General features: G+C 63.7%; 15 protein-coding genes. 6 read left to right on the top strand and 9 right to left on the bottom strand.

Features of this window, described 5'->3' with window-relative positions; translation table 11 throughout:
* The first annotated feature begins 91 nt into the window (after positions 1 to 91).
* The 3 genes from BN69_RS12655 (at position 92) to BN69_RS12645 (ending at position 3,764) form a co-directional block, all read left to right on the top strand.
* The gene (locus tag BN69_RS12655) at positions 92 to 1,849 is read left to right on the top strand and encodes a di-heme-cytochrome C peroxidase (protein WP_014892015.1); all 1,758 of its coding nucleotides are present in this window, start codon (positions 92 to 94) and stop codon (positions 1,847 to 1,849) included.
* A gap of 135 nt (positions 1,850 to 1,984) precedes the next feature.
* Complete coding sequence (locus BN69_RS12650; protein WP_014892014.1) at positions 1,985 to 2,653, top strand: UdgX family uracil-DNA binding protein; 669 nt, start codon at positions 1,985 to 1,987, stop codon at positions 2,651 to 2,653.
* Entirely contained in the window at positions 2,562 to 3,764 is a 1,203-nt protein-coding gene (locus BN69_RS12645) for an alpha/beta hydrolase domain-containing protein (protein ID WP_083858759.1), read from the top strand. The genes BN69_RS12650 and BN69_RS12645 overlap by 92 nt, the downstream gene beginning before the upstream one ends.
* On the opposite strand, the gene BN69_RS12640 is transcribed toward BN69_RS12645, so the two are convergent.
* The 5 genes from BN69_RS12640 to BN69_RS12620 all read right to left on the bottom strand — a co-directional run bounded on the left by BN69_RS12640 (position 3,761) and on the right by BN69_RS12620 (position 7,783).
* Complete coding sequence (locus BN69_RS12640) at positions 3,761 to 4,261, bottom strand: TspO/MBR family protein (protein WP_014892012.1); 501 nt, start codon at positions 4,259 to 4,261, stop codon at positions 3,761 to 3,763. The genes BN69_RS12645 and BN69_RS12640 overlap by 4 nt on opposite strands.
* 58 nt (positions 4,262 to 4,319) lie before the next feature.
* On the bottom strand, positions 4,320 to 5,216 hold the full coding sequence (locus BN69_RS12635; RefSeq protein ID WP_014892011.1) for a hypothetical protein: 897 nt from the start codon (positions 5,214 to 5,216) through the stop codon (positions 4,320 to 4,322).
* 136 nt (positions 5,217 to 5,352) lie between these two features.
* A complete protein-coding gene (locus BN69_RS12630) occupies positions 5,353 to 6,570 on the bottom strand; it encodes an alpha/beta hydrolase (protein ID WP_014892010.1) in 1,218 nt (405 codons plus the stop codon).
* Positions 6,571 to 6,812: 242 nt separating this feature from the next.
* Positions 6,813 to 7,262 carry a baeRF12 domain-containing protein gene (locus tag BN69_RS12625; RefSeq protein WP_014892009.1) on the bottom strand — a complete coding sequence of 150 codons (450 nt, stop codon included), beginning with the start codon at positions 7,260 to 7,262 and terminating at the stop codon, positions 6,813 to 6,815.
* Between the two features lie 218 nt (positions 7,263 to 7,480).
* On the bottom strand, positions 7,481 to 7,783 hold the full coding sequence (locus BN69_RS12620; RefSeq protein WP_244434938.1) for a hypothetical protein: 303 nt from the start codon (positions 7,781 to 7,783) through the stop codon (positions 7,481 to 7,483).
* A gap of 330 nt (positions 7,784 to 8,113) precedes the next feature.
* Between BN69_RS12620 and BN69_RS19975 the strand changes: the two genes are divergently transcribed.
* Positions 8,114 to 8,245 (top strand): hypothetical protein, encoded by a 132-nt coding sequence (locus tag BN69_RS19975; RefSeq protein WP_256364783.1) that lies wholly within the window; start codon positions 8,114 to 8,116, stop codon positions 8,243 to 8,245.
* A gap of 33 nt (positions 8,246 to 8,278) precedes the next feature.
* Complete coding sequence (locus tag BN69_RS12610) at positions 8,279 to 8,677, top strand: carboxymuconolactone decarboxylase family protein (RefSeq protein ID WP_014892006.1); 399 nt, start codon at positions 8,279 to 8,281, stop codon at positions 8,675 to 8,677.
* A 336-nt stretch (positions 8,678 to 9,013) separates the two neighbouring features.
* Here BN69_RS12610 and BN69_RS12605 read toward each other — a convergent pair whose 3' ends face one another.
* Complete coding sequence (locus BN69_RS12605; protein ID WP_014892005.1) at positions 9,014 to 9,346, bottom strand: type II toxin-antitoxin system ChpB family toxin; 333 nt, start codon at positions 9,344 to 9,346, stop codon at positions 9,014 to 9,016.
* Between the two features lie 50 nt (positions 9,347 to 9,396).
* Positions 9,397 to 9,654 carry an AbrB/MazE/SpoVT family DNA-binding domain-containing protein gene (locus BN69_RS12600; protein WP_014892004.1) on the bottom strand — a complete coding sequence of 86 codons (258 nt, stop codon included), beginning with the start codon at positions 9,652 to 9,654 and terminating at the stop codon, positions 9,397 to 9,399.
* A gap of 155 nt (positions 9,655 to 9,809) precedes the next feature.
* Between BN69_RS12600 and BN69_RS12595 the strand changes: the two genes are divergently transcribed.
* Positions 9,810 to 10,100 (top strand): GIY-YIG nuclease family protein, encoded by a 291-nt coding sequence (locus BN69_RS12595; RefSeq protein ID WP_014892003.1) that lies wholly within the window; start codon positions 9,810 to 9,812, stop codon positions 10,098 to 10,100.
* A gap of 288 nt (positions 10,101 to 10,388) precedes the next feature.
* Here BN69_RS12595 and BN69_RS12590 read toward each other — a convergent pair whose 3' ends face one another.
* Positions 10,389 to 11,342 (bottom strand): hypothetical protein, encoded by a 954-nt coding sequence (locus tag BN69_RS12590; RefSeq protein WP_014892001.1) that lies wholly within the window; start codon positions 11,340 to 11,342, stop codon positions 10,389 to 10,391.
* A gap of 105 nt (positions 11,343 to 11,447) precedes the next feature.
* The gene (locus BN69_RS12585; protein ID WP_014892000.1) at positions 11,448 to 13,076 is read right to left on the bottom strand and encodes a CTP synthase; all 1,629 of its coding nucleotides are present in this window, start codon (positions 13,074 to 13,076) and stop codon (positions 11,448 to 11,450) included.
* Positions 13,077 to 13,113 lie beyond the last annotated feature (37 nt).

Genomic DNA, 13,113 nt, shown 5'->3' with positions numbered 1-13,113 from the left:
CGCCGACCCTGACGCAATGCGCTGTTCCCAGGCGTTTTTGTATCGGCGTCGCCGCGATTTTGTAACAGCCGTTAATTGAGAAGATTGCAAGATGAGCATCAAAAACACATTCCGCTTCGCTGCGCTTGCTGTCGCCGTTCTGTTCGCAAGCGCGCCGGCTTCGCTGGCCGTGGAACGGGTCGAACAGCCCTCCTCCATTCCCGGCGCCGGTCCTTGGGACGAAAAGGCCTGGAACGACTTTTACGGCACGAGCCAAGGCTCCCGCCTCATCCCCTGGGACTGGATCAAAGCGCTCAAGCAGGCTGACGGCCAGCCCTTCCTTGCGGATGGACTCGCCCGCTACGGCTATCTGGCCAATCCCGCGAGCCCGACGCCGGGGCTGCCGGTCGGCTTCGTGGTCGCCGACGGCGTCTTGGGACCCAGCTGCGCCGCGTGCCATACGCGGCAGATCGAGGTCGAGGGCAAGGCCTATCGCATCGACGGCGGCCCGGCGCTCGCCGACATGGGCGCGCTCTGGGCCGATCTCGACGCGGCGGTAGGCCAGGTTGTCGCGAGCCAGGCTGCGTTTTCGGAATTCGCCAAGGCGGTTCTCGGCGGCGGCTATGATCCGCAAAAAGAGACCAAGCTGCGCGGCGAAGTCGATCTCTGGTATGCGCGCCACCACGCCATCACCGAGGCCGGCCTGCCCAAAGACAAGCCATGGGGCGCCGGCCGCATCGACGCCGTGGGCATGATCCTCAACCGGGTGACCGGCCTCGATATCGGACCCGGCCCGACGCATCTCATCTTGGGAAATATGCGGAAGGCGGACGCGCCGGTGCGCCCGCCCTTCCTGTGGAACGCGCCGCGGCAGGACCATACGCAATGGCCGGGCTTCGCCGACAATGGCGACCGCATTCTGGCCATGGCCAGAAACGTCGGACAGGTCTATGGCGTCTTCGGCGAATTCTTCCCGGAGAAAGACGCCACGCATCTCCTGGGTTTCAACTACGTCAAGGCCAATTCGGTCGACTTCAAAGGGCTGATCCAATTGGAGCGGCTCGTCGAGCGGATCGGTCCGCCGAAATGGCCGTGGCCCGTGGACACGATGCTCGCCGCTCAGGGCAAGCTCATCTACGAGCGTCCCTATGAAGAGGGCGGATGCGCCGATTGCCATGGAATCGATCGAGGGCAGCCGCGTCTGCTCAATCCGGACACCTGGTGCACGCCCGTTCAGGACGTCGGCACCGACGCGCGCGAATATCAATATTTCGCGCCGGACTGGAAGGTCGACACCGGCGCGCTGACCGGCGCCTTCATTCCCTTCGTTTCCCAGCCGCTCGACAGGAAAGACGCGCCGGTCTCTGTGTTGGCGACCGCGGTGCGCGGCGCGATCCTGCAACATTTCATTCCGGTCACGGTGAATTCGGTCGAGCGTCAAAGGGCCGACGTGGCGCTCGCGCTTCTGCGGCCCCTGGTTGAAGAACTGAAGGGCGTCTACAAGATTCCGGGCACGCCCGGCGCCGGACGCTGGGCTTGCCGGCGCGCGCCGGAAACCGACGGCAAGATCAAGTATGAAGCCCGCGTCCTGGAAGGCGTTTGGGCGGCGGCCCCCTATCTGCACAACGCCTCGGCGCCGTCGCTCGCCGAACTCTTGAAGCCCCCGCAGGACCGCGTCGCCGATTTCAAGGTCGGTCCGGCCTATGACATTTCCGCTGTCGGCCTGGCCGCCGAACAGCCGAAGTCGACCTTCCTGATGAAAACGGATTGCAACAGAGGCTCAGGCGTCAGCCATTGCGGCCACGACTATGGAACGGCGCTGAGCGCGGAGGACAAGCGCGCCCTGCTCGAATATCTGAAGACGCTGTGATCGGGGCGTCTCGGGACTCAATCTCCCGAGACGCGTCCCAGCGCCGCGGCGCCTTTTTCCGAAATCTGCTTCTCCGCGCAGCCGCGCCGCCTATATCGACCTTCTTGGCGTCGCTCGACGCGGAGGAAGGGACAGGTGGAGAAATCCGAATTCGTTCTCCGGGCGAAGCCTGCGCCCGCGGTCGGCCTGTTCGCCGAAGCCCCTTCGCTTTCGGCGCTCGCTGAGCAGGAAGCCGGCTGCACCCGCTGTCCCCTCTATAAGAACGCCACGCGGGTCGTGCCCGGCGAAGGACCGCCGCATGCGCGCGTGCTGCTGATCGGCGAACAGCCGGGGGATCAGGAAGATTTGTCGGGACGTCCCTTCGTCGGGCCTTCCGGCAAGCTCCTCGACGTCGCGCTGCAGCGCGCCGGCGTCGCCCGCGACAAATGTTTCGTCACCAATGCCGTCAAACATTTCAAATTCGAGCCGCGCGGCAAGCGCCGCCTGCATAAAAAGCCCGACGCCGGCGAGATCGACGCCTGTCGCTGGTGGCTCGATCGCGAACGCGCTTTGCTTCGCCCCGGACTGATCGTGGCGCTCGGCGCGACCGCGATCCGCGGCGCGCTCGGCCGATCCGAGGCGGTGTCGCGTCTGCGCGGCGACATCATTGACCTTGACGACGGCGCGCAATTCCTGGCGACCGTTCACCCCTCCTCTCTGCTACGCTTGAAGGATGAATCGGATAAACGCCAAGCATGGCGGGGCTTCCTCGCCGACCTTCGCAAGATCGCCAGCTGGATCGAAAAGGACGCGCGCGCCCGTTAGAGGCGCTGCGCTCGTCGGGTCGCTGGCCTTCGCTTGCGGCGCCAACGCCGAACTGCTGAAATTCGAGACGCGTCCCGACGGCGTGAATGAGGCGGTTCAAGCGACGGTGAAGCTCGACGGAGCGTCTTACGACATCGCCGGAACGCTCGCGAAGCCGGCAAAGCCGCCAAGCGGCGCAAAGGCGCTTCTGTTCGAGACGCAAGCGAGCGACGACGTGAAACCGCTGGCGCTCGAGCGCGGACTCGCCGTGCTGACGCTCGATCTTGGCAAGCTCCCGGACAAAGCTCGAGCGCCGGCCTTGCGCGATGTCGTCGGCCATCTGCGCGGCGCGCTCAAGATGAAACGCGTGCTCGGCCGCGCACAGGGCTCGGACGCCGATGCGATGTCGGGCGCCTCCTCTGCATTCGACGGCCTGTTGCTCCATGACGCGAGCCGCGAGCCCGCCGCCCCGACGCGCTTTATCGCGACCTGGGGCGCCGACGCCTATTGGCGCGAGAAGCCGCGCGTCGAATTCGCGAGCGGCGCGCCGGCGAACGGTCGGCGCTTCTATCTTGCCGGCATCGCCGCGTCGACCGCGACGGCGACTTGCGTCGCGCCTGTGAACGCGCGCCCCTCGGCCCCCGCGCTGCGCGCGCTGTTCGTTGCGCTCGACGCGTGGACGGCCAAGGGCGTCGCGCCGCCCGATTCGCACGCGCCGCTCGACGCCGATCTGGCGTCCTCGCAGGATTTGAAATGGCCGAAAATTCCCGGTCTGCCCGCGCCGCTTGAGGGCGCGCGCCGCGTTCCCAAGATCGACTCCGACGGCAATGAGATCGCCGGCCTACGCCTGCCCGACCTTGCGCTCCCGATCGCGACCTTCACGGGCTTCAACGCGCAAAAGGACAAGAAAGCCCCGGCTTGCGCCGCAGGCGCCGCGATTCCCTTCGCGGCGACGAAGCCGGATCGCGAAAAGAACGCCGATCCGCGTCCCGCGCTCGTCGAGCGCTACGGATCGCGCGCCTATTTCGTCGCGACGATGCGCGTCATCGCCGACAAGCTCGTCAAGGAGCGGCTGCTGTTGCCGCAAGACGCCGACGCCTATGTCGCCGCCGCGCGTTCGGCGCCCTTCTAGCGATTGAGGATAAAAATCCCGGCGTTGAGATAGGTGGCGAAGGCCACCCAGAACACGGTCGGCGCAAGCGCGTATGCCGCGACGCGATCAAGCCGCCAGAACAGGACGATCGCGGCGACGAGAAGCGCCGCCATCGGCAGAATGACGATGAGTCCGAGCAGCGGGCTTCGCGCAAAGAAGAAGGCGAAGGACCATCCCCCATTCAGAATGAGCTGCGCGAGAAAGACGAAGATCGCGGCGCTTCGCCCCCGCGTCGCCGGCCCGAGCCGTAGAATGCGGTAAAAGGCGTAGGCCATCAAAACATAGAGGGTGGTCCACGCCGGGCCGAACGCCCAATTCGGCGGCGTCAGCGGCGGCTTGGCGAGCGTCTCGTACCAGGGAATGTTCGGCGTGGTCGCGAAACTGCCTAGCAGCGCGGCGGCGAGCACAGGCGCCGCGGCGGCGATTCCGGCGGCGAGCCGTGACCGGCGTTCCGGATGGGACGTCGAACTGCTCACAGGGCCTCCTCGCGCCTGCTCACGCTGCGTCCCGCATATCGGGCGCCGCGCGGCGGCTTCAAGGATGCTGCAGGGTCGGGAAAAAGACCGGCGTCGCGCCGACGCGGACGCTGTTCTGCGATGCGAACATGTCGTCCTTCAGCCAATTGGGCAGGTCGTCTTCGCGGTGGCGGCTGATGAGAGTCTTGTCGCTCTCGCCGAGATAGATGCGAATGCCGCCCCAGACAGCCTTGTAATCATTCTCGCCCACGCGGCTTTCGATGAAGCCGGTGATCGCAGAATGGCCAAGATTCCAGATGAGCGCCTCGCCGCTGAGCGCGGCGGCATGCCGCCCTCCGACGTAACGATGGCCGACCGAGATTTTGACGTTGTAGGTCGGATAGACGCTGATATCGAACATGTCGAAGAAGCGACCGCGTCGCGGCTGCCACTGATAGGCGAGATAGCCCGGTCCATAGCCCAGCGGCGTGAAGAAATGGCCCGAGCTCTCCTCATAGCCAGCGATGCTGGAGAACGAGAACGGTCCATAGTAATAGGCGCTTTCAGCGCCGACGCGGAAACGCGTGTCGTCGAGACGCTTGTCGTGAGCGATCGCGCCATAGCCGCCGAGGAGACCGACGCTCGGATCGCGCCAGAAGGCGTGTCCGGCGCCGCCGCTCACGAAGAAGCCGCGATGCGCCGCCGCGATCGCGTCGACCTGAAAGCCGAAACGATCGCCGACCGGCGCCGTGATCGACCCCATCCCGCCGGCCGAGGCGTTGTTCAACCGCGCGAAGCCCAACCAGTCGGAGCCGCCGCCAAAACCTTCGAGCTTGCCGTTGACGCCGTCGACGGCGCGCTTGGGTCCAGGGTTTTCCGAGAGCGGAGGCTTCCACCAGCTCGGATTGTCGGCGCGCGCTGAGGACGCAGCGAGGCCGACCGCCAGAACGGCGAGAAGCTGACGCTTGTATGACATTGCGTTTGAGGTCCCGTGCGGTGATCGTCGCGAGCGGTTGACCCTAACGGGCTTCAGCCTCGCTGGCTGTGACATTGCGGCAACAGCCCTCCAAAATAGGTTCATCCGACCACATCGAACTCACAGCTGAGTTAAATTAGTGTTGGGTATCAAGCTTTTGAGCGGCAGAGCCCAGATGTTCGCTCAGATTCTCGCGCGTCGCCGGATCGACAATGGCGAAGGGCGCGGCGACCGCCGCCCCGGCCACGCCGCCCACCGCCGAAACCGCGCCGGCCGTCGCCAGCCCGAGCTGATCGCCGACGCCCGCCTGTCCGTCCCGCAGCGGTTGACCCTGCGCCAGCCTCGCGCCGATCGAGCGCACGACCTCCGGAGAGGCGGCGAACTTGCTGTGCTCCAAAGGATCGCTGGAGGCGATGCCCGTTAAGTCGACGACTCTGACCTGATCCCGGTCGAGGATTTCCCGATAGGGCTGCACGCGCGGATCGACGGCGCCCAGTCGCGTATTGCCCCAGAAGCGGCGAGACGCGGCAAGCGCGTCATCGTCGCGCGAGGCGAACAGCGTGAAGACGGACGGCCGTATGCCGATCTCGGCGATCTGGCGCCGGAACACGTCGAAGTCGACGTCCGGCGCGGCGAGCATGATATTCTGGATTTTCGATCCGATCTGGCCGTTGCGGATCGCCATCTGGCGCAGCGCTTCCAGGGTCACCCAATTGCCCATCGAATGCGCCAGGATCGAGATCTCGCCGACGTCCCGGTCGCGCTGCAGCGCCTGCAGCACGCGCTCCAGGGCGTCGCGCGAATAGCTGGCGCTCTCATGATCATAGCCGTATTGCAGCAGCCGGCCGCGCGACGGCCAGGTGAACAGCACCGGCGTGACGTCGGCGCGCGAGTCGTGGACGATCTGCGCGAAGCGGTAGACCGCCTCCTCGAAACGCGTGTTGAAGCCGTGGACAAACAGCAGCACCTGCCGCTTGGGCGTCTTGCGGATGCGGGCGTTGAAGTCGGCGAGCGCCGCCTCCCTGCTCAGCACCTCGGCGCGCACGGTGGCGAATTGGATGGCCGGGTTGGGAGTCGGCCCATCCGGCCACTGCACTTCGCCGATCACGCGGGAGGGGTCGGGCGGGATCGAGACGGCGATATCGGCGAAGTGCATGCCGTGTCCGCGTTCGCCCGAAAACATCACGCCGGGCTCGGAGTCATCCGGCTGTCTGGTCGTGACGACCAGAAGATCGACGATGCTGGCGCCGGGCGCGACCTGATTCGTCGCGATAAGGGTGCCGTGCGGCCGGCTCCCGCAAGCGCTGAATGCGAACGCCAGAAGCGCCGCCAATACGATCCGCCCGCGCCCCATACGCCGCCCGTGCTCTCACCATCCGACTGCGCGCCGCCGCTCAGGCGAAGCTAACCGCTCCGTCCCTCATCATTGCGGCTCAAATGCGACGGTTTGCCCGCGCTGTGCGCAATCGCACTGATTTCTTGGGAAGAATGCGGCAATATCGACAGGCTCGCCCGAGAGGCGAGCGTCGGAGGCGGGGCTGGGACGAATCGCCTCCGACTGCGCAGGGGAAAGCCTCAAAAACTTTCCCCTGCCTTTCAACCGCGGGTCAGCGCCTTTTCGATATCCTTGAGCGGATGGCGGGTCAGGTCCTTGGCGAGTTCGCCGACGACCTTGCTCTGCGCCTTGACGGACAGCTCCTTGCGGATTTCGCCGAGCGCCTTTGGCGGCGCGACGATGGCGATGGCGTCCAATTCTCCTGATTCCGCCGCCTGATTGATGCGGTCCGCCATGGCGCGGGCGAAGCGCTCCTCCTCCAGCTCATGCCAGTCGACATTTTGCACGGCGCTGCGGCCGGGCGAGAAGGACGTGAAGCTTCGGCCGGGACGATCCGTTCCCTGCTCATGCGTCGGCGGATTGTCGTCGATTCGCGTTTCGACGACGCGAAGGTCGAGGAGTTCGGCGTCGCCATGGTTTTGAAAAAACAGCGCCCGGCGGCCGTCTCCGACCAGGACCCAGGCGCCGTTGCCGACGGAAAATTCGCTCATGATGCTCCCTCGCCTTCCAACGTCCGTTCTTATCATTTTCGGCGTCAGGCGAGGCCGCCCGGTTGCGGCGGCCGAAGCCGGCGCCTCATGCAAGCGTCTCGTATCCTCGCGGGAGTTCGGTCACAAGCCCGACAGCCGTTACGCGCCCCCTTTTTGGAAGAGCGCTCTCACGCAAGGATAGCGCGCGGCCGGGCGCGTTCAATCCGCGCTTCGCGGCGTCACGCGGCGAGCTTTTCTTCCTTGGCTTCCTTGCCGGGCGCCCGCGTCAACTCCCGCAGCGCGGCGCCGAGCGCGACGCCGGACTGCGCCGCCGCGCTCGCCTGCAGGGCTGCTGCTTTGCGCTTGATCGCGCGCTCATTGAACGCCCAGATCAGCCAGCAGACGCCGGCGATGCTGATGAGCGCCGTATAGGGTTCGCCAAGGGCGAAAGACGACAGGAAGGAAAAGTCGGGGGCGCATTCCTTGGCGTATTCGCACGCGTCCGACCAGTCCTGAAACCACTGTTTGACCGATTCCATCATGACCTCCTCGCCGCGCGGAGAATTCGACGGGCGCGCGCCCCGCCCGTCGAATCGTGTAGCGCCGGCATATGGCGAACATTGTGCGCTGCAACAAATCGCGCGTCAACCGGCGGGGGCTCGGTCAAAATGGCGCACCGCTTTGAAATGAGGCAGAAAACTCGGCGAGCGGGACCAGCTGACGTCTGCGTGCCCCTCCCTGTCATGCGCGCGGTCGCCGGCCGCGCAAAGCAAAATGCGCGCCATCGTCGGAGGCCGAAAACGCAGCGATTCCTCGCGCGCCGATGGCGTTTTTCTGACAAAAAGGAGCTTAAACGCCACGGGAGAGGAAAGATGCGAACAAGGCTCGCCAAATTGATGTCGCTTGTCGCGGTCGCCCTGGCGCTCTCGGGCTGCGGCGTGAATTATCATGTCAATCCGGGCCCGCGCACATGGCCCGCCGCGCCGAACGCGCCCAACAAGTGACGTCTCGCTGTCTCGCTGAAAACGGGAAACATCATGGCCACGGTTCGACTGCTCAGTGACGAAGACCTCTCGCCGCAGGCGCGCGACGTTTTCGCCGACATTCGCGCGACGCGCAAAAGCGACTTCGTCAATAATTTCTGGCGCGCGCTGGCGCATGATCCCGTGACGCTGAAGCGCACCTGGGAGAGCGTCAAAGAGGTGATGGGTCCGGGCGTGTTGGAGCCGAAGGTCAAGGAGATGCTCTACATCGCCGTCTCCATCGCCCACGCCTGTCCCTATTGCATCCATTCGCACACGGCGAACGCCCGCGCGAAGGGGATGAGCGAAGCGGAATATCGCGAAGTGCTGGCGATCGTCGGCATGGCGTCGGAGACGAACCGGCTTGTGACCGCGCTCGGCGTGCCGATCGACGAGGAGTATCAGGTGGCGTGAGCGCAGGACGGGAGTGCGCGCGCTCCAATGGACCAGGCGCACTGGGCCTTACGCCACCAAGCAGTCCTCATCCTGAGGAGGCTCCGCAAGTCGGGTATACCCGACTTGCACATATGAATGTCGATCTCGGGCAAGCCCGAGATCGAGGAGCCGTCTCGAAGGACGAGGACTGCGGCGACCAGAAATTCTCGTCACTGAAGTCGCCCCTCGTCCTTCGAGACGCGCGCTTCGCACGCTCCTCAGGATGAGGGGCTTGGGTTGCGCAGTTGAAACGGCCTTGCTCGCCCGCCTGATAGAACCCTCTATGCGTCATGTCCGCGCTTGTCTGCGCGCCGCCTATTCCAATATCGCCGCGAGTTTCGCCAAGGCCTCTTCGACGATTTCTGGCGGCGCGGCTTCGAGCCGGCGGGCGCGGCGCGCGCCAAGATCGAGCGCGCGCGGCTGGTCGCAACGGATGACGCCGGTCGTCTGCGTCCCGGCGCCGATCAGCGAAACGGCGAAACCTGCGGTGCGCGCAAAATTGCCGCCGCTCGTGATCGGCAGAACGATCGGCGTTTTCGTCAGCCGGTTGAAGGCGCCGGGCGAGATGACGAGCACCGGCCGGGCGCCCTGTTGTTCGTGCCCCGAGGTCGGATCCAGCGAAACGAGATAAATGTCGCCGCGCTCCATGCGCACATCCGTAAAAAAGTGTGAAGCGGCTTTTTGAAAAAGGATTTGCGCTAAATCAGCTCTGACCCTTGCGGCCTGTCGTCGAGCCAGGCGCGGTCTTCTTCAGACGGCTCGGCCGAGGCGTCGCATTGCGCCAGAAGCTCCTCGAGCGTGTAGCGGGGCCTGGCCGCCGGCTCGATGATCAGCCGGCCGTTGTCCACCGAGACGCCCACCGTCGCCCCGGCCCGAAGATTGAGCAGGTCGAGAATCGCCGGCGGCACCGCCAGCATGACCGAGCCGCCGACTTTGCGCAGAGAGGTGGTGTGCATGATGGGTCTCACGAGAAGTTATATATGAATATAACTCATGCGTTCCCGGCGGCAAGCCTCATGGCGTTCTCGCAGCTTCTCGGCGTGGATAGCCGGGTCAAGCCCGGCCATGACGTGGGTTGTCTCCTGACTGAGAATGCCAGCACCCTGCGCTGATGCGCGGCGGCTGGGTTTACATCATGACCAATCGGCCAAACGGAACGCTTTATCTCGGCGTCACGAACGACCTCGCGCGCCGCGCCCTTGAGCATCGTGAAGGCCGTAGTCGCGGGTTCACACAACTCTATGGCCTCAAGCGCCTCGTCTGGTACGAACCGCATGACGACATCCGCACGGCGATTCAGCGCGAAAAAACAATGAAGCACTGGCCGCGCGCATGGAAGGTCCGGCTCATACTCGAAATGAATCCCGATTGGCATGACTTATACGAGGACTTGCCGAACTGATCGGCAACAAGGCGCAATCTCTCCGCGTCATGCCCGGCCTTGTGCCGGGCATCCACGCGCCGCCGCTGCGTAAACCCTCGCCACGTTTGCGCAGCCTCTCGGCGTGGATGGCCGGGACAAGCCCGGCCATGACGCGGGGGAAGCGTTGGTGTTCCATGTGCGAAGCAGCGCTCTCATTCGCAATCCAAACGTCGATGCGAGCCGGGTAATTCGGCAATTCGTAACCAGCCACGGTAATTGGCAATTCGGCATCTGGCTTCGCCGCCAGCCCGACGTGTCGAAGCTCAATTAGCGAAGTGACTTCATGATGGCATTATAAGCTGGCAGGAACCGGGGCGCTGCACGCTTCGCAAGGATCTCCATTACCTCCCAGACCCTGAACGCATAGTCGCTATCCTTGTTGTAGTCGGTGATGGTTGAAAACGTTCTATCGTAGAACCTTTCTCCAACGAAGCGTTGCCATGACGCAGACAGTTTCTCCGCTCCCAGCTTTACACTTTCTTCATCAGTTAAAGCTGTTGGGGAAGCCACTTGCATAATACCGGTCGTGCGCTCCTTCTTCCAGAAGCAAAGACGTTCTAGGAACCGCACAAAAGGCGGTCGGCAGTGATCCTCATAGATGAGGATGGCATAGGTTATGAACTGCAGCTTGTCGTCGGTAATTATCCCATTGATGAGCGCGCCATATGAGAGTTCCGCCCGATCATAGCCTCGACTTATGAAAGCATTGCGCCTTCTAGCGCCTGGCCCACCAGAAACAGTCACGTTGTTGGCGACCGCATATAGGAAGGCGAAAATGGCTAGCCACAGCTCATTCCCAGCCGTATCGAGATTTGGAAGCAGGGATCGATTGGGAAGGATCAGGTTTTCGTAAGCCAGCCAAGCAGCAGCCAAGCCGATGCCCGAATGAAAGACGAAACGTGGCCAGCTGACAAGCTGGTGCATGTTCATGGCTAAGATGTAAATAAAGCGAAGCGCATAATAATAGATCGCGATCCAATAAATACCCACGCGAAGGTCTGCATGGCCGGCGGCGACACCCGCGGCTGACAGCGCCACGATGAACACGGTCGGAGCAAGCGCTCTGATGAAAAAATTGAGCGCCAGCGACTCATTTGGTTCTTCGAAAAGTGTCGTGCTTGCATAGCCAAAGTCAGTGGCATGCTCGCCGATCCAATTGACTAAGCCAAAAAGCAATCCGGCTAGGATGAAGTAGATGATGTGCGCTGCGATCAATTCCATTCTTGCGCCCCCGTTTGCCGGATCATCGTATGTTTAGCTAGCGGGGTTACGACAGGTCTCTTGGCCATGTCCGATGTCCAGAAATTGAATCCGTCAAACTGAAAATCACACCAACCTACTCTGCGCCTTCGCCGCGGCGATAAAACTTGCGAACAGCGGATGCGGCTCGAAGGGCCGCGACTTCAATTCGGGGTGATATTGCACGCCGATGAACCAGGGGTGGCCCGGGATTTCGACCGTCTCGGGCAGCAGCCCGTCGGGCGAAGAGCCGGCGAACAGCAGCCCGCAGTCCTCTAAGCGCTCGCGATAGGCGAAATTCACCTCATAGCGATGGCGGTGGCGCTCGGAGATCTCCGTCGCGCCGTAAATGCCGGCGATGCGCGAATCCGGCTTCAACAGCGCCGGAAAAGCGCCAAGCCGCATGGTGCCGCCAAGACCCTCGCCGACGCCGCGCTTCTCTAATTCATTGCCCTTAAGCCATTCGGTCATCAGGCCGACGACCGGCTCGGCGCAGGGGCCGAACTCCGTCGAATTCGCCTTATCGATTCCAGCGAGCGCGCGGGCGGCTTCGATCACCGCCATCTGCATGCCAAAGCAGATGCCGAAATAGGGCACGCCGCGTTCGCGCGCGAAACGCGCCGCGAGGATCTTGCCTTCGGCGCCGCGCTGGCCGAAGCCGCCGGGCACGAGAATGCCGTGCACATGCTCAAGATGCGCGGCCGGATCGGCGCTCTCGAAAATCTCCGATTCGATCCAGTCGAGATTGACCTTGACGCGGTTGGCGAGACCGCCATGCGCCAAAGCCTCGATGAGGCTCTTATAGGCGTCCTTCATCTCGGTGTATTTGCCCACCACCGCGATGGTGACTTCGCCCTCGGGGTTGTTGATGCGCTGCGTCACCGCGTTCCAGCGGCTCATGTCGGGCTTGGGCGCCGGCTCGATGCCGAAGGCGGCGAGCACCTGCGCATCCAGCCCCGCGGCGTGATAGGCGCGCGGCACGTCATAGATGTTGGCGGCGTCGCGCGCCTCGATCACCGCCTGTTCGCGCACATTGCAGAAGAGTCCGAGCTTGCGGCGCTCCTCGCGCGGAATCTCGCGATCGGTGCGGCAGAGCAGAATATCGGGCTGAATGCCGATCGAGCGCAGCTCCTTCACCGAATGCTGCGTCGGCTTGGTCTTCAACTCGCCGGCGCTCGGAATGTACGGCAGCAGCGTCAGATGGATATAGATGCAGTGATGCGGCGGCAGATCGTTCTTGAGCTGGCGGATCGCCTCGAAGAACGGCAGGCCTTCGATGTCGCCGACCGTGCCGCCGATCTCGATCAGCGCGAAATCGACGTTCTCATTGCCATCAAGAACGAACTCCTTGATGGCGTTGGTCACATGCGGAATGACCTGGATCGTCGCGCCGAGATAATCGCCGCGCCGCTCCTTGCTGATGATGTCCTGGTAGATGCGGCCGGTGGTGACGTTATCCTGCTTCGAGGCCGGGCGGCCGGTGAAGCGCTCATAATGTCCAAGGTCGAGATCGGTCTCCGCGCCGTCGTCGGTGACGAAGACCTCGCCGTGCTGATAGGGCGACATCGTGCCCGGATCGACGTTGAGATAGGGGTCGAGCTTGCGCAGCCGGACCGTATAGCCGCGCGCCTGCAACAGCGCGCCGAGCACCGCCGACGCCAAACCCTTGCCAAGTGAGGAGACCACGCCGCCGGTGATGAAGATGTACCGCGCCATGGGACCTAACGCCTAACGCCTTTCCAGCGATTCTGAT

This window comes from Methylocystis sp. SC2, assembly GCF_000304315.1.
GTDB lineage: Bacteria > Pseudomonadota > Alphaproteobacteria > Rhizobiales > Beijerinckiaceae > Methylocystis.
The sequence above is the reverse complement of the archived record's forward strand: the minus strand, read 5'-3'. Positions and strand labels throughout refer to the sequence as shown.